Origin of the sequence: Bacillus cereus group sp. BfR-BA-01356, from assembly GCF_022663635.1 — a bacterium.
In the GTDB taxonomy this organism is placed as follows: domain Bacteria; phylum Bacillota; class Bacilli; order Bacillales; family Bacillaceae_G; genus Bacillus_A; species Bacillus_A cereus.
In genome coordinates this window covers 1-15,025 of record NZ_JAKUFX010000138.1, presented here as the reverse complement: position 1 = coordinate 15,025, position 15,025 = coordinate 1, and the positions used below count along the sequence as shown (strand labels likewise).

Sequence of the window (15,025 nt, the reverse complement as noted above, 5' to 3'; positions counted from 1 at the left end):
GGTGGCAATGGTTCTGGTGGCAACGGCTCTGGCGGCAGTGGCTCTGGTGGCAATGGTTCCGGTGACAACGGTTCTGGCGGCAATGGCTCTAGTGGCAATGGTTCTGGCGGTAACGGTTCTGGCGGCAATGGCTCTGGTGGCAATGGTTCTGGCGGTAACGGTTCTGGTGGTAACGGTTCTGGTGGTAACGGTTCTGGCGGCAATGGCTCTCAAGGTGGCAATCGTGTTAAAGGTGATAGCAGTTCTCAAGGGGGTAATGGCTCTCAAGGTGGCAATCGTGTTAAAGGCGATAGCAATTCTCAGGAGGGCAACGGTTCTCAAGGGGGTAATGTAAAAGATAATACGAAAAAACAAGGTGATAAATTACCTAATACTGCAACGCATTACCCTATATCTATTTTAATGGGGCTTTCAACATTCCTAATTGGTATGTTACTGTTTATTCGTCGTAAAAACGTAAAATAAGAACAACATCCTTCCATCTAAAAAGTACATGAAATACTGTATAAAACTAAAAAGGACTTTGGATTACATTTTATTATGCAGCCCAAAGTCCTTTTATCACCTATCAGAAAAAGTATTAATACGCTTTTCCCCAATACACCATTTGTTTAGCTTCTTTACCACAACAAATACATTCTTCAGCTAAATGCTCTTGCTCAAAAGGCATACAACGTGAAGATACGCCAACTTCTTCTTTTAGTTTTTCTTCACAAGCTAATTCCCCGCACCACATTGCCTTAATAAAGCCTTGCTTTTCGTCAGCTATTTTTTTCATCTCTTCGAAATTTGTCGCAACATACGTATTCTCATCGCGAAATGCTTTTGCTTTATTAAATAAAGCAATATGAATTTCTTCAAGTAATGCTGGAATACGTTCTTCTAATTGATCCATTGGTACAAACTCTTTTTCCTTCGTATCTCTTCTTACAAGTACAACTTGATTCTTTTCAATATCTTTAGGGCCAACTTCTAATCGAATTGGAATACCCTTCATTTCATACTCATTAAATTTCCAACCAGGCGTTTTATTACTAGCATCTATTTTTACTCGTGCAACCTTTTGAATATGTCCTTGTAACTCTGTTGCTTTTGCTAAAACTCCTTCTTTATGCTGAGCAATTGGTACAATAACAACTTGCACTGGAGCGACTTTTGGTGGCATTACAAGTCCATTATTATCGCTATGAACCATTATTAGCCCACCTATCATTCTTGTTGATACACCCCAAGATGTTTGGTGCACATATTGCCATTTACCGTTACGATCTAAAAACTTAATATCAAATGCTTCTGAGAAATTCGTCCCAAAGTTATGAGAGGTTCCTGTTTGAAGCGCTTTTCCATCATGCATTAAACTTTCAATTGTATAAGTTGCCTTTGCTCCAGCAAACTTCTCTTTTTCTGTTTTTTGTCCTTTAATAACTGGTATCGCTAAATAATCCTCACAGAAAGAAGCATATAAGTTTAAAATATTTAATGTTTCAGCCTGCGATTCTTCTGCCGTTTCATGGATTGTATGACCCTCTTGCCATAAAAATTCAGTCGTACGAAGGAATGGTCTAGTTGTCTTCTCCCAACGAACTACTGAACACCACTGATTATATAACTTTGGCAAATCATTATAGGATTGCACAATTTTTGAAAAGTGCTCACAGAATAAAGTTTCAGATGTAGGACGTACACAAAGTCTTTCCGCTAACTTTTCATCCCCGCCATGTGTAACCCATGCTACTTCAGGAGCAAATCCTTCAACATGATCCTTCTCTTTTTGCAATAAACTCTCTGGGATAAACATTGGCATATATACATTTTCATGGCCAGTTTCTTTTAACTTCTCATCCATCACCTTCTGCATATTCTCCCATAAGGCATAACCATACGGACGTAAAATCATGCACCCTTTTACACTTGAATAATCAACAAGTTCGGCTTTTTTTACAATATCGGTATACCACTGCGCAAAGTCCTCTTCCATCTTCGTAATGGCTTGCACTTGTTCTTTTGCCATAGTCAGTCTTCCTCCTTCTAGAAAATACAAAAAAGCCCGCGTCCCTAAATAGGGACCGAGCTTTGCCGGCGTTACCACCCTGATTCATGCACAAAAATTGCGCATGCTCTCTTTTTGATAACGGGAAATTCCCGCTGCATATGCAGAACTCAAAGGCAGGTTCCATATTGCCTTTTTAAGAATCTTTCAGCCTGGCGGATTCTCTCTCTGCTAAAAAGGTTGAATATGTACTAGTCCTTTTTCATCGTTATAACGAAATAAATTTGTTGATTATCATAATATAAATTTCAACCTAAAACAAGAGTGAATTTTCTTATTTTTATATTCTTTTCATTTTTTGCAGTTTTATACGTAGCTTTTCCGCGTAATTTTCACAAGTTGATGCGCAATCATACCGATAAGTGTACCAAGTAGGACGAAGAAACCAATAAATCCATATCCCATTCCTTCCCACCCACCAATAACAATCATTGTAACGGGAAAGGACGCTAAGCAAAGAAGTATTAAACTAAGTGCAAATATAATATCGAACTGTTTGTCTGGAAACCGTTTCTTTAGTAAATATGAAATAGCAAATACAAGGATAATCGTGACTCCGCCAATGATGTAGAAGATACCAAATCCATCTAACCAATCCATAGTGTTTCCTCCTTCCATAGATTCCCTTATACTTAATTATATGTTTAATTTTTCTGAAAATAAATAATAAATTTTCACCTAAAAATATTTTTTTATTACCAGGTATTAATAGTAATATATAAGAATAGGTTTTATATAATCAGGAGGGAACTTTATGGATAAAGCATTAACAAACCATGTCATTATTTTATCATTCGACTGTTTATCAGCTTTAGATTTTCCTATACTACAAAAACTACCTCATTTCCAATCTCTAATAAAAAAGGGCACGGTTGTCGAAAAAGTAGAACCAATTTATCCTTCTGTAACATATCCAAGCCACTCAACAATCGTAACCGGTAATTACCCTAACAAGCACGGTGTTGTTAGCAATACGTTACTTCAACCAGGGCGTGAATCACCTGATTGGCATTGGTATCGAAAATCAATAAAAGGAACAACATTGTATGATGAAGCGCGCAAAGCAAATTTAACGACAGCTGCCCTTCTATGGCCTGTTACTGGAAGAGCGAACATCGATTACAATTTACCAGAAATTTTTCCAAATAGACCTTGGCAAAATCAAGTGTTAGTTTCCTTATTTAGCGGTAGTCCACTATATCAATTAGATTTAAATCGTCGTTTCGGCCATATAAGAAATGGTTTATCACAACCAGAGCTGGATGATTTCGTCCTCGCCTCTGCTGTGCATACAATCCAGACGAAAAAGCCTAATGTCATGTTCGTACATTTCACCGATTTAGACACACAAAGACACTATCACGGCTTTGAATCTAACGAAACAATAGCTGCTATCCAGAGACACGACGAACGTCTAGGGAAAATTATTCAAGCACTAAAAGAAAGTGACTTATACGAAGAAAGTACAATTATTGCCCTTGGTGATCATAGCGCTTTAAGTGAAAACAAATCCATCCAATTAAATGTGCTATTCCATCAAAGAGGACTTATATCTCTTAATAAAAAAGGAAAATTAGTAGACTGGAAAGCCTATTGCCAAAGTTGCGACGGCTCTGCCTATGTATATGTAAAGGACAAAAATGATACGGATACAATTCGGGAGGTACAACTACTCCTTGAAGAACTACTTCAAAATAAACAAAACGGAATTGAATTTATACTTCATGATGAAGCTGCCAAAGACTGCGGTGCAGACGGTAATTGTTTATTCATGTTAGAAGCACGAGAAGGGTATTATTTCACTGAAAACTATACAGGAGATTTTATAAAAGAAATTACCGAAAAAGATGTTACGCCTAGTAAAAAATATACATTTGGTACGCATGGATACTCTCCAACAAAACCTAACTATGAAACAATTTTTATCGCTGCTGGGAAAGGAATAAAAAGTGGCGTTACCGTCCCGTATATGAGACTCATTGATGAAGGTCCAACTATCGCTAGACTACTCGGTTTACACTTAGGTGAAACAGACGGAGCAATTGTAGAGGATTTACTCCAATTGTAAAGAACTGTGTATATATGTAAAAGTTATGTAAAATTCATCATTGTTTCTCTTTTTATAATTTTTATTTTTGTACACTGTTAGTAAAACAAATTTAAGGGGGAACATTATATGAAAAAAATGTCCAGACAAGAAAAAAGCTGGATATTATACGATTGGGCGAACTCTGTATACTCGCTCGTCATTACAACTGCATTATTTCCAATTTACTTTAAAGCAGCTGCAAAAGAAGCTGGACTATCTGGGGCAACTTCAACAGCATATTGGGGGTATGCAAACTCATTCGCAACACTTTTAATTTCTATACTTGCTCCTATTCTTGACACAGTTGCTGATTATAAAGGATTTAAAAAACGTTTTTTCACATTCTTCTTTGGACTCGGTATCGTATTTACAAGTATGTTAGCAGTCGTTCCAACCTCTCAGTGGTACTTATTGCTAGGGTGCTATATGCTCGCCTTAATCGGCTTTGCTGGAGCAAACATTTTCTATGATGCATTTTTAGTAGACGTCACTTCTGAAGATAGAATGGACCGAATTTCTACAAGAGGATTTGCATTAGGTTATATCGGGAGTACAATTCCTTTTATCGGTTGTATCGCTCTTATTATTCTTTCCCAAAAAGGAACTATTCCCTTATCGGTCGGCATTGCTAGTCAAATTTCCTTTGCAATAACAGCTCTTTGGTGGGGATTATTTACAATTCCAATGCTAAAAAACGTAGAGCAAACACACTATATTGAGCGTCATCCAAGACCTATTAGAATGAGCTTCAAACGTCTTGCTGATACTTTTAAAAATATTAAAGAATATAAAACTGTATTTATGTTTCTAATCGCTTACTTTTTCTATATTGACGGAGTCGATACAATTATTACTATGTCTACCGCTTACGGCACCGATCTCGGTATTAGTGCAACGAATCTATTAATCATATTATTTGTAACACAAATTGTCGCTTGTCCATTTGCTTTACTATACGGAAAATTATCTGAAACATTTACTGGCAAAAAAATGTTATATGTCGGTATCATTATTTATATCATTATTTGCACATATGCTTATTTCTTAAAAACGACACTTGATTTTTGGATTTTAGCAATGTTAGTTGCTACATCTCAAGGTGGTATTCAAGCACTAAGTCGTTCATACTTTGCAAAACTAGTACCAAAAGAATCTGCTAATGAATTCTTCGGATTTTATAATATATTTGGCAAGTTTGCCGCGATTATGGGGCCAGTATTAGTCGGTGTTACAACCCAATTAACAGGAAAAACAAACGCTGGTGTTCTTAGTATTATTGTTCTGTTTATTATCGGAGGATTCTTACTAACTAGAGTTCCAGAAAATAATACATCCGTTACACCACCTAGTCCAAAGACTAAAACGCTCTAAGAAAAGATCCTCTTCTCATAAGAAGAGGATCTTTTTTATTTTTAAAGGTGCGCCTTATAATGAACGACTCTACTGCTTGTACAAAAATAATTTATCAACAGTTGTTCCTAATACTTCAGCTAAACGGAACGCTAACGCTAAACTTGGATCATATTTATTATTCTCAATTGCATTTATCGTTTGTCTAGAAACCTTACATTTATCAGCTAATGCGCCTTGTGAAATATTATTTTCAGTGCGTAATTCATAGATTTGATTTTTCACACCATTGCTCCTAACCTGTAAAATCGTTTTTACAACATCAGTATATAATTGGCTCATATAGTTGTCAAAAGTTCCTCAAAGAAAAAGGGAGCAATATTGCTCCCTTACAATAGTTATTTCGAAGCTAACGAATTTGTTAGTGCCTCTTTATTAGCGACATCTTCTTTCTTTATTTGCATGCGTAGAACTGGCCCTATCGCTAATAAAATAAGTGCCATTGCTATACAAAACACAGTAACTAGTGAAGTTAGTTCCTTTAATCCTCCAGCTAATGAAGTTCCAATTAGCATTGCCCCTATAAACAGTGGTAAAATCGTCCCATTTACTCTTCCAACCATATTTTCTGGTACAAGTTGAATCATAAGCGTACCGACAACAATATTAACACAAGCTAAACAAATACCTGTTCCAAATCTCATGAAACTAGTAATCCAAAATGATGTAGATAGCCCTTCTACTAAAAATGAAATCGCTAATATACCCATACCGAATACAAACATCTTTTTCGGATTCACTTTTGAAGCGAAAACTGCAGCAACAATACCACCAAGTAACATACCTATTCCATCAGCTGCCGCTAAATATTGAACAGCTTCTTTTTCCATGCCTAAACGTTCAATTACAAGGAATACTTCTAATGGATTCGTTAATCCAACAGCTAAACCCATAATTGTAAAAGTGATCGTAATCATACGTAAATTTTTCGTATGAAAAACATACTTCCAACCCTCTTTTATATCATTTTTTAATGAATCTCTCGCCATTTGCTCTTTTTCAACCCATTTTGGTAAGAATGAAAGGGCGATAGCAGATAACAAAAATAAAATGATTAAGCTATATAGTGACGTAAATAAACCAAGTTGTGTATACACAAGCGATCCTAACACTGGTCCAAAAATCAGAAATAATGACTGTAATGTTTGGTTAAATGCAATTGCATTTGCTACCTCTTCTTCTTTTACATAGCGCTTAAATATGCGCGAAGATGAGGGCTGAGAAAACTGGCCTACAATCGCGGAAATGAGTGTTGCAAAAAATATAGCCTGCCAATAATCCAGCTTTAACAACAGGACAATTCCTATAATAGACAGTACACTTAATACATCTCCAGCGACCATTGTTCTTTTCGGATTCCAGCGATCAGCTAGCGCACCACCGATAAACGAGAAAATAAAAATAGGTGCATATTCCATAACTGATAACAAAGAAACAGAAACCGGATCATTATTCGTTCGCTCCATTATGAAATATAAAAGAGCCATATTTCTGATCCAAATTGCAAATTGTTGTAAAATATCAGATGCCATAACGAGCATAAATGCTCGGTTTTTAAATAAAGCGTTCATTTTCATCCCCCTTTTACAGACCGACCGTTCGGTCTATTTTATTTTGTAAGAAAAGCAACTGACCTATTATTCAGCTGCCATTCCTTTTAACAATACATCTATTGCCTTTTTATAAATACGCTTCAACTCTTTATAATCTAGCTCGTAGTAAAGTACTCCAAGCCCTGATAATAATCCATTCACAATATACATAAGATCACGAGTATTATCTTCACGGAACTCTCCAGACTGTATACCTGCTTCAATTAATTTCTCAAACATAACATATGATTCTCTAGTTAAAGCTAATAGTTCCTCCAAAATCTCTTTACTTACAACTTGACTCATAGAGAATTCCTCTATTGCATTTGAAATTGGTTGCTGTATGTCCTCTACATGATATTCCGCGAGACCATATAATTTTTCAGTACTAGTGCTATACAACTTCTCTTTTTCATTCCATTTTTCAACCCAATCATACGTATGCTGTTTCACTACAAATAAAAATAATTCTTCTTTACTTTTAAAGTGATAATAAATGCTTCCTTTACTTCGCTCTGTAATTTCACAAATCTCTTCCATAGATGTAGCTGCGTAGCCTTTCTGTGAAAATAGACTTTTTGCTTTATATGCAATTTCTTTCTTTATCTCTTCTGCGCTTCTTCTCATATTCACACCTCTTTAAACCGACCGTTCAGTTTAATAATAACAAATCAAAAACCTCTATCGCAAGAGGCTATATTCCTTATTTAAGAAAACGTACTTTCAAACCAAGTTCGAATCATATGTATGGTTCCAAACTTAAATGCTAATTTAACAAAAAACACGCCTCCCGCAGCTAATAAAAATAACACTATTTTCCCCTTATTTTTCACTTTCGGTTCCCTTTTCATTTCCATTCCCCTTAGTATGTTAAAAATATTAATCAAACGTTTGTTTAACTGTGTTTATGCATATGTAAGCCGACTAATCAAACGTTTGTTTAAAAAGAAATACGCCTATATAAGGCGCATTTTCATCAATCACCACCGCCACCGCAGCTTCCCCCGCTATCTCCCCCAAAAGACCCTCCACAATCATGTGAACCGCCATCATGCGAGCTATCATTATCCGATCCAGCAAAGAAAAATAATGGTGATGAGCTGTTAGATGAATTATGTATGTTATTTTGTTTCGCCAAGTTCACCTTCTTTTTGTTCGATCGAACTGCTGTTACGATTATTCCAACTACAACAAATAATAGTATGACAATAATAAATCCCATATAAAAGCCTCCCCTATTCCTCGAATAATTGAATGATTCTCTCTAGATTTTCAAGTGAAATGAAGCGTGATTCACGAAAAATTTCTTTTCCATTATGAAATAATAAAATTGTTGGCCCTGTAAATACCCCATATCGCCCCGCAATCTCTTGCATGTCTTGTAGTAATATCTCTATTTTCTCTACGTAATCATAATTCTCTAATACGCAATTTACTTTTCTTAGCATAACATCACAAACACCACAATTTTCCGTTTTAATAAACACAAGTACCAATTGTTGTTCTTCGATATAGTTCGCTAATTCTTCTATCGTTTTAAATGTAGTCATCTTATCCCTCTTAGCGTAATTTACGAAATACTTTATCTTGATACATACGAAAAGCTGAACTATCTTTAATCTTTCTCTTTTCCATTACCTGCTGAAAACGAAGCGTTTTTGCTGTTAACTCTTCTCGTAATTTCTTTCTCTCTTCTTCATCATAACAGCAAGCAATTAGATCCTCTATTTTTAATATATCTTTTTGTAGTTCCATTTCTGGTGGAATCATTCCCGCATTTTTTAAAATTTTATAACTCATTCTAAGTTCTGGAGGTACCATTGAAAGATCTTCTAATTGTAGTGGTTTTCCTTTTCCCGGAAGATAATCAAGATCACCATTCCGTATTGCTTGTCGAATTTTTTCTTCAGCAATGTTCAAAAACACATCCACACTATTCCCTCCTTTACATATTTTTACTATTATTTTACATGATATTTCCTTATCTTTCTACGTCTTTAATAATTGGCTCCATACAATTTTTTCTCAAATTTATTTATAATGAGCTTTTTCCTCCCATACCGATTGTTCGTTTTCATATATAGTTTGTATTTAAGCCTTTTTGTATTGAGAAAGTCTTTTTCAACTTAATAAAGCGTTTACACTAAATCTTACATTTGTTACGATTTAATCACCCCCAGCTCCCTTGTATAGACTTCGTGATGTCTGATCATTTTATCTAGACGTTTCACACGTCTAGATTCATTTTGATTTATTGGCGTATGCCTTTAAATATATCTTTTATTTTGAAAGGAGAAATGGCTATGAGGTCTCAAAAATTCACACTGCTATTACTATCTCTACTACTTTTCTTACCTCTTTTTCTCACAAATTTTATTACTCCAAATCTCGCATTAGCAGATTCACCAAAGCAAAGTCAAAAAATTGTTGGGTACTTTCCTTCGTGGGGCGTTTACGGACGTAATTATCAAGTTGCTGACATTGATGCATCAAAGCTTACTCACCTTAACTATGCTTTCGCGGATATTTGTTGGAATGGAAAACATGGAAACCCTTCTACTCATCCTGATAATCCAAATAAACAAACGTGGAACTGTAAAGAATCTGGTGTACCATTGCAAAATAAAGAGGTTCCTAATGGTACTCTCGTACTCGGTGAACCATGGGCTGATGTTACCAAATCGTATCCTGGCTCAGGGACAACTTGGGAAGATTGCGATAAATATGCCCGTTGCGGAAATTTCGGGGAACTAAAACGATTAAAAGCTAAATATCCTCACTTAAAAACAATTATTTCCGTTGGTGGCTGGACTTGGTCTAACCGCTTTTCTGATATGGCCGCTGATGAAAAAACAAGAAAAGTATTTGCTGAATCTACAGTAGCTTTTCTTCGCGCATATGGGTTTGATGGCGTAGATTTAGACTGGGAATATCCGGGCGTTGAAACGATTCCTGGTGGTAGTTATCGTCCTGAAGATAAACAAAATTTCACTCTCCTTCTTCAAGATGTCCGAAATGCTTTGAATAAAGCAGGTGCTGAAGATGGCAAACAATATTTACTAACAATCGCTTCAGGTGCAAGTCAACGCTACGCTGATCATACAGAACTAAAGAAAATTTCTCAAATACTCGATTGGATTAATATTATGACATATGATTTCCACGGCGGATGGGAAGCTACTTCTAATCATAATGCAGCTCTATATAAGGATCCAAATGACCCAGCAGCAAATACGAATTTTTACGTAGATGGTGCTATAAATGTTTATACAAATGAAGGTGTTCCAGTCGATAAACTAGTATTAGGCGTACCCTTTTACGGACGTGGCTGGAAAAGTTGTGGCAAAGAAAATAACGGACAATATCAACCTTGCAAACCAGGTAGTGATGGGAAACTTGCTTCTAAAGGTACTTGGGATGATTACTCTACCGGTGACACAGGTGTGTATGATTACGGTGATTTAGCAGCCAATTACGTTAATAAAAATGGTTTTGTACGCTACTGGAATGACACAGCTAAAGTACCTTACTTATATAATGCAACTACAGGCACATTTATTAGCTACGATGACAATGAATCTATGAAATACAAAACAGACTATATAAAGACGAAAGGTTTAAGTGGAGCAATGTTTTGGGAACTAAGCGGAGATTGCCGTACAAGTCCAAAATATAGTTGCAGTGGTCCAAAATTACTTGATACGCTAGTAAAAGAATTACTTGGTGGACCTATTAGTCAAAAAGATACTGAGCCACCAACGAATGTTAAAAACATTGTAGTTACGAATAAAAGTTCAAACTCAGTTCAATTAAACTGGACTGTATCTACTGATAACGTAGGAGTTACGGAATATGAAATTACTGCTGGAGAAGAGAAATGGAGTACAACAACAAATAGCATTACAATTAAAAACTTAAAACCTAATACGGAATACACATTTTCAATAATTGCCAAAGATGCTGCTGGAAATAAATCACAACCTACCGCTCTTACTGTCAAAACGGATGAAGCTAATACGACACCTCCTGATGGAAATGGTACTGCTACATTTTCAGTCACTTCGAATTGGGGCAGCGGTTATAACTTCTCGATTATAATCAAAAATAATGGAACGACTCCTATTAAAAATTGGAAATTAGAATTTGATTATAGCGGTAATTTAACACAAGTTTGGGATTCTAAAATTAGTAGTAAAACAAATAATCATTATGTAATTACGAACGCAGGATGGAATGGTGAAATTCCTCCTGGTGGATCTATTACAATTGGCGGTGCAGGAACAGGTAATCCTGCCGAACTTTTAAATACCGTCATTAGCGAAAACTAGACGTAATATCCATTAATTAATTCACTAAAGTTTGAATTTAGGTTTGAGCAATACCTCCTAAATTCAAACTTTTAATTTTACGAAAAATCAAAAATATCATAATAACCTATTATAATTATATTTAATTTCTAATATGAAGTTTATATGAAGTTCATTTGAATTTTACATGAATTTCCTTTAATTTCTATTGTCTTCCTATAATATCCATATTATCCTTTACATAAAGGAATTATTTTCATTCCATTTTGAACTATCTATATATATAAAGAAAGATAGTCACCTGTTAGGGAAAGGCTTTCGTATTATAAATATAACAAAAGAAAAAGCACGCTTATAAGCGCACCATAAGAGTGCTTCTTCATACAATTCTCATGTAAGAGTTCTCGAAAATCATGTTAATCACAAAGAAAAGGCATTAGCTCCTAAAAGCTAATGCCTTTTCTTTATTCATATTGTTCAGTATTCCAATCTTCTATATTCCATACTTTTGTTATCCACGATTCATAGAAAGAAGGTTCATGTGAGACAATTAAAACCGTTCCCTTGTATTGTTGTAACGCTTCCTGTAAAGCCATCTTAGTTTCTACATCCAAATGATTAGTCGGTTCGTCTAAAATTAAAACATCAGCTTTTTCTATTTTTTCATATAAGGAGCTAACACACTTAAAATCTCTTCTTTATCCTTTTTTAATTCGAGTGATGTTAACATATCCATCGTTCTCGGCCTAGGTAATTTCACTTGTACCTCGCCAACTATTGACGCTGGTCTTTGAGATAAAATAAATACGCGATCTGAAAGCAAGATTGCCTCATCTAAGTCATGTGTCACCATAACGATTGTTTGCTTTTCTTGATGCCAAGAGTTTAAAAGCCAGCTATGTACTTCCATTTTTGTAAATGCATCTAATTTACCAAAAGGCTCATCAAGCAGCATAATTGGCTTTTCACATAAATATGTGCGCAGAAAACTAATTCTTTGACGCATACCACCAGATAATTCATCTGGATAATGGTCTGCATATTCATCTAGTTCGAACTGCTTTAATGCTTCCATTCCTTCTGTCAGCCTTTGTTTTTTCGGCTTTCCTTCAATTTCTAACGGAAGAACGATATTTTGCAAAGCTGATCGCCACGGTAGTAATAAATCTTGTTGTGGCATATAACTAACAACATCTTGCTCTTGTACTTGCTTATCGTTATACGTTACGTTCCCGCTTGTTGGTTTTTCAACATTTGCAATCATGTTTAATAATGTGCTTTTCCCGCAACCACTCGGTCCTACAAAGGAAACAAACTCTCCCTCTTGTATAGAGGCACTAATATTCTCTAATACATTCTTTCCGTCGAAAGATTTCACTATATTTTTTATTTGTAATCCGCTCATTTTTCACTTGGAAGGAATTCATTTGTAAAAGCATCTTTTACATCGATTTTCTTTTTAATAACTTTGTTGTCATATAAGAAATTCATGTAATTCGTCCAAATTTCTTCCTTCTGTACTCCCCATGCTTTAGCATCATCTTGATACTTCGTACTTAACCATTTTTGGCTTTCTTGAACTAAATCTTTATTTACATCTGGAACAGCTTTAATTAAAATATCAGCAGCTTCTTTCGGTTCCTTAATTGCAAAATTATAACCTTCTGTCGTTGCACTCATAAACTTTTTCACAAAGTCTTTATCTTGCTTCGTATGTTTTTCACTCGTAATAATAACAGGACTATAGAAATCAAGCGCTGGATCTAAGTCCTTCACCATAATCGTATTTAACTCTTTTCCTTGACGCTTCGCTTCAATCCCATCCCAACCGTAATAAATCCATTCAAAATCTGCATCACGGCCAATTGATTTAAAGAAATCTGTTTGTCCTAAGATGATTTTTTCAACTTTATTAAAATCAGCTTGATGTTTATCCATAATCGTCTTTAATGTCGCTTCTTCCGCTGGTCCTCCCCAGCCGCCGTAACGTTTACCTTCAAAATCTTTCGGTGACGTCATATTATCTTTCTTAGGCGATGCAAACGCTGAAGTGTTATGCTGAATAATCGCTCCTACAGATACAACAGGAATTCCTTCTACACGAGCTAACGTTACATTTTCTTGTGCGCTTATTGCGAAGTCTGCTTTTCCTGATGCTATCATTTGCTCTGCTGTTACATTGTCACCTGGTTGAATAATTTCTACATCTAATCCTTGCTTTTTGTAATAATCTTTCGTTTGCGCTACATACAAGCCAGTATGATTCGTATTTGGAAACCAATCTAATACTACTTTTACTTTTTGATCTTTACTTGCACTTTCTTCTTTCTTCGCCGGATTACATCCAGCCACACCTACCGCTACTAAGGCAGCTAACATAACTTTCAAACCTTTTTTCATTTTCTGCCGTCCTTTCTATATATCCATGGTGCTGTTATTCTTGCCATAAACTCTACGATAAAATACAGGCATAATGTCACCATAACGATGATTGCTGCAACCCCAAATACTCGGGCAGTCAAAAAGGATTTTGTAGCCCTCGTAAGCATAACGCCTAATCCTTCACTTGCACCGAGCCATTCTCCGATAATTGCCCCCATTACGCTATATGTAACTGCAATTTTTAAACCTGAGAAAAAGTATGGAAGCACTGCTGGAAATTTTACTTTCTGGTAAACTTGCCATTTTGTCGCCTTCATTGTTTGTAACAGTTTCAGCATGTTTTTATCTACTGTTTGAAAACCTTCTAAAATACTAAGCGCAATTGGGAAGAAACAAACGAGTATTACGACCATTACTTTCGGCAACATCCCATATCCAAACCAAATAATAAATAGCGGTGCAAGTACAACAATTGGAATTGTTTGCGAAATAACAAGCAATGGATTTATTAAAATACGAAATAACGGTATAACGTCCATAATAATTGCGATGCTCGTCCCCAATAAAATTGCAAAAAATAGTCCAATTATAACTTCCTGCAGTGTTTGCATCGTATTTGGTAATAGTAAATCTTTCATCCCAATTAATTCTTGAACAATGGCAGAAGGCTTTGGTAAAATCCACGGTTCGATTTTAAATAATGAAACAGATCCTTCCCATATCGCAATGAGAAGGATAAGCCAAATAGTTGTAATAAGTTTAGATTGCTTCTGGTTTTGCATATTCATCACGGTACTTCCAAACCTTTTCATCTATCGTTACACCAGTGCTTGGACGATAATGGATTTTAATAGAAGTAATCACTTCTTCTGCTCCAGCATCGACGCAAGCTTGTTGCGCACGTTTAACGACATCAAGAAGTACATCTAATTCTCCTTCCAAAGTTGTTTCCATTGCCCCTACTTCATAACGAACTCCCGATTGTTGCACAACTTCAATTGCTTTATCGACAACAGAATATACATCTTTCGTTTTCGCTTGTGGTACTACTGAAAATGACATTGTAACTTGTTGTGACATAATAAAATCCCCCTCGTATATTAATATTTAAGCCCTATCTCAGGCTTAGTTTTACTCTCTAATAAGAGTCCAGTAATAAAGAAAATACTTGGACGTCTCAAGATATTTCTAGATA

At 35.6% G+C, this 15,025-nt stretch carries 17 protein-coding genes, 1 pseudogene and 1 other annotated feature; of the genes and pseudogenes, 4 read left to right on the top strand and 14 right to left on the bottom strand.

The features are described from left to right. The coding region (locus MR168_RS28155) for an LPXTG cell wall anchor domain-containing protein (RefSeq protein ID WP_242291664.1) at positions 1–465 on the top strand (465 nt) is incomplete at its 5' end. A gap of 115 nt (positions 466–580) precedes the next feature. On the opposite strand, the gene proS is transcribed toward MR168_RS28155, so the two are convergent. Together proS and MR168_RS28145 are read right to left on the bottom strand one after the other, a co-directional pair. Next, complete coding sequence (proS, locus tag MR168_RS28150; protein ID WP_086412076.1) at positions 581–2,011, bottom strand: proline--tRNA ligase; 1,431 nt, start codon at positions 2,009–2,011, stop codon at positions 581–583. Between the two features lie 47 nt (positions 2,012–2,058). After that, positions 2,059–2,265 (bottom strand) — a binding site (T-box leader). A gap of 91 nt (positions 2,266–2,356) precedes the next feature. Further along, positions 2,357–2,650, bottom strand: a complete 294-nt coding sequence (locus tag MR168_RS28145) for a YesK-like family protein (RefSeq protein WP_016121786.1) — start codon at positions 2,648–2,650, stop codon at positions 2,357–2,359. 154 nt (positions 2,651–2,804) lie between these two features. On the opposite strand from MR168_RS28145, the gene MR168_RS28140 reads away from it, so the two are divergent. Together MR168_RS28140 and MR168_RS28135 are read left to right on the top strand one after the other, a co-directional pair. Then, positions 2,805–4,118 (top strand): alkaline phosphatase family protein, encoded by a 1,314-nt coding sequence (locus MR168_RS28140; protein ID WP_016121785.1) that lies wholly within the window; start codon positions 2,805–2,807, stop codon positions 4,116–4,118. 108 nt (positions 4,119–4,226) lie between these two features. Further along, on the top strand, positions 4,227–5,510 hold the full coding sequence (locus MR168_RS28135; RefSeq protein WP_086412077.1) for an MFS transporter: 1,284 nt from the start codon (positions 4,227–4,229) through the stop codon (positions 5,508–5,510). A 69-nt stretch (positions 5,511–5,579) separates the two neighbouring features. Here the strand turns inward: MR168_RS28135 and MR168_RS28130 are convergent, their stop codons facing one another. The 7 genes from MR168_RS28130 to MR168_RS28100 form a co-directional block, all read right to left on the bottom strand. Continuing rightward, positions 5,580–5,831 carry a helix-turn-helix transcriptional regulator gene (locus MR168_RS28130; protein ID WP_002023181.1) on the bottom strand — a complete coding sequence of 84 codons (252 nt, stop codon included), beginning with the start codon at positions 5,829–5,831 and terminating at the stop codon, positions 5,580–5,582. A gap of 56 nt (positions 5,832–5,887) precedes the next feature. Next, on the bottom strand, positions 5,888–7,120 hold the full coding sequence (locus MR168_RS28125; protein ID WP_016121784.1) for an MFS transporter: 1,233 nt from the start codon (positions 7,118–7,120) through the stop codon (positions 5,888–5,890). A gap of 66 nt (positions 7,121–7,186) precedes the next feature. Then, positions 7,187–7,768: a TetR/AcrR family transcriptional regulator gene (locus MR168_RS28120; RefSeq protein WP_001254452.1), complete on the bottom strand. Its 582-nt coding sequence runs from the start codon at positions 7,766–7,768 to the stop codon at positions 7,187–7,189. An 80-nt stretch (positions 7,769–7,848) separates the two neighbouring features. Then, positions 7,849–7,992: a hypothetical protein gene (locus MR168_RS28115; protein ID WP_000817973.1), complete on the bottom strand. Its 144-nt coding sequence runs from the start codon at positions 7,990–7,992 to the stop codon at positions 7,849–7,851. Positions 7,993–8,117: 125 nt separating this feature from the next. Continuing rightward, positions 8,118–8,363, bottom strand: coding sequence for a hypothetical protein (locus tag MR168_RS28110; RefSeq protein WP_000505774.1), 246 nt, complete (start codon positions 8,361–8,363; stop codon positions 8,118–8,120). Between the two features lie 13 nt (positions 8,364–8,376). Next, entirely contained in the window at positions 8,377–8,691 is a 315-nt protein-coding gene (locus MR168_RS28105) for a thioredoxin family protein (RefSeq protein WP_016121782.1), read from the bottom strand. A gap of 10 nt (positions 8,692–8,701) precedes the next feature. Continuing rightward, entirely contained in the window at positions 8,702–9,073 is a 372-nt protein-coding gene (locus MR168_RS28100) for a DnaJ family domain-containing protein (protein ID WP_000382375.1), read from the bottom strand. Positions 9,074–9,444: 371 nt separating this feature from the next. Between MR168_RS28100 and MR168_RS28095 the strand changes: the two genes are divergently transcribed. Continuing rightward, positions 9,445–11,469 carry a glycosyl hydrolase family 18 protein gene (locus MR168_RS28095; RefSeq protein WP_016121781.1) on the top strand — a complete coding sequence of 675 codons (2,025 nt, stop codon included), beginning with the start codon at positions 9,445–9,447 and terminating at the stop codon, positions 11,467–11,469. A 443-nt stretch (positions 11,470–11,912) separates the two neighbouring features. On the opposite strand, the pseudogene MR168_RS28090 reads toward MR168_RS28095, so the two are convergent. The 5 genes and pseudogenes from MR168_RS28090 to MR168_RS28070 form a co-directional block, all read right to left on the bottom strand. Then, positions 11,913–12,107, bottom strand: a pseudogene (locus tag MR168_RS28090) (P-loop NTPase family protein); the annotation flags it as partial. Next, positions 12,104–12,853: an ABC transporter ATP-binding protein gene (locus MR168_RS28085; protein WP_000016084.1), complete on the bottom strand. Its 750-nt coding sequence runs from the start codon at positions 12,851–12,853 to the stop codon at positions 12,104–12,106. The gene MR168_RS28085 and the pseudogene MR168_RS28090, both read right to left, overlap by 4 nt. Then, positions 12,850–13,848: an ABC transporter substrate-binding protein gene (locus MR168_RS28080; RefSeq protein ID WP_086412078.1), complete on the bottom strand. Its 999-nt coding sequence runs from the start codon at positions 13,846–13,848 to the stop codon at positions 12,850–12,852. Before MR168_RS28080 ends, MR168_RS28085 begins: the two co-directional genes overlap by 4 nt. Next, entirely contained in the window at positions 13,845–14,618 is a 774-nt protein-coding gene (locus tag MR168_RS28075; RefSeq protein ID WP_001057166.1) for an ABC transporter permease, read from the bottom strand. The genes MR168_RS28080 and MR168_RS28075 overlap by 4 nt, the downstream gene beginning before the upstream one ends. After that, the gene (locus tag MR168_RS28070; RefSeq protein ID WP_000082906.1) at positions 14,590–14,910 is read right to left on the bottom strand and encodes an MTH1187 family thiamine-binding protein; all 321 of its coding nucleotides are present in this window, start codon (positions 14,908–14,910) and stop codon (positions 14,590–14,592) included. The genes MR168_RS28075 and MR168_RS28070 overlap by 29 nt, the downstream gene beginning before the upstream one ends. Positions 14,911–15,025: the final 115 nt, after the last annotated feature.

Coding starts and splice junctions, on each gene's coding strand:
- MR168_RS28110 (WP_000505774.1), bottom strand. CDS start 8,363: ATGGGATTTATTATTGTCATACTATTATTTGTTGTAGTTGGAATAATC.
- MR168_RS28075 (WP_001057166.1), bottom strand. CDS start 14,618: ATGAATATGCAAAACCAGAAGCAATCTAAACTTATTACAACTATTTGG.
- MR168_RS28145 (WP_016121786.1), bottom strand. CDS start 2,650: ATGGATTGGTTAGATGGATTTGGTATCTTCTACATCATTGGCGGAGTC.
- MR168_RS28115 (WP_000817973.1), bottom strand. CDS start 7,992: ATGAAAAGGGAACCGAAAGTGAAAAATAAGGGGAAAATAGTGTTATTT.
- proS (WP_086412076.1), bottom strand. CDS start 2,011: ATGGCAAAAGAACAAGTGCAAGCCATTACGAAGATGGAAGAGGACTTT.
- MR168_RS28085 (WP_000016084.1), bottom strand. CDS start 12,853: ATGAGCGGATTACAAATAAAAAATATAGTGAAATCTTTCGACGGAAAG.
- MR168_RS28135 (WP_086412077.1), top strand. CDS start 4,227: ATGAAAAAAATGTCCAGACAAGAAAAAAGCTGGATATTATACGATTGG.
- MR168_RS28070 (WP_000082906.1), bottom strand. CDS start 14,910: ATGTCACAACAAGTTACAATGTCATTTTCAGTAGTACCACAAGCGAAA.
- MR168_RS28125 (WP_016121784.1), bottom strand. CDS start 7,120: ATGAACGCTTTATTTAAAAACCGAGCATTTATGCTCGTTATGGCATCT.
- MR168_RS28130 (WP_002023181.1), bottom strand. CDS start 5,831: ATGAGCCAATTATATACTGATGTTGTAAAAACGATTTTACAGGTTAGG.
- MR168_RS28095 (WP_016121781.1), top strand. CDS start 9,445: ATGAGGTCTCAAAAATTCACACTGCTATTACTATCTCTACTACTTTTC.
- MR168_RS28120 (WP_001254452.1), bottom strand. CDS start 7,768: ATGAGAAGAAGCGCAGAAGAGATAAAGAAAGAAATTGCATATAAAGCA.
- MR168_RS28080 (WP_086412078.1), bottom strand. CDS start 13,848: ATGAAAAAAGGTTTGAAAGTTATGTTAGCTGCCTTAGTAGCGGTAGGT.
- MR168_RS28140 (WP_016121785.1), top strand. CDS start 2,805: ATGGATAAAGCATTAACAAACCATGTCATTATTTTATCATTCGACTGT.
- MR168_RS28105 (WP_016121782.1), bottom strand. CDS start 8,691: ATGACTACATTTAAAACGATAGAAGAATTAGCGAACTATATCGAAGAA.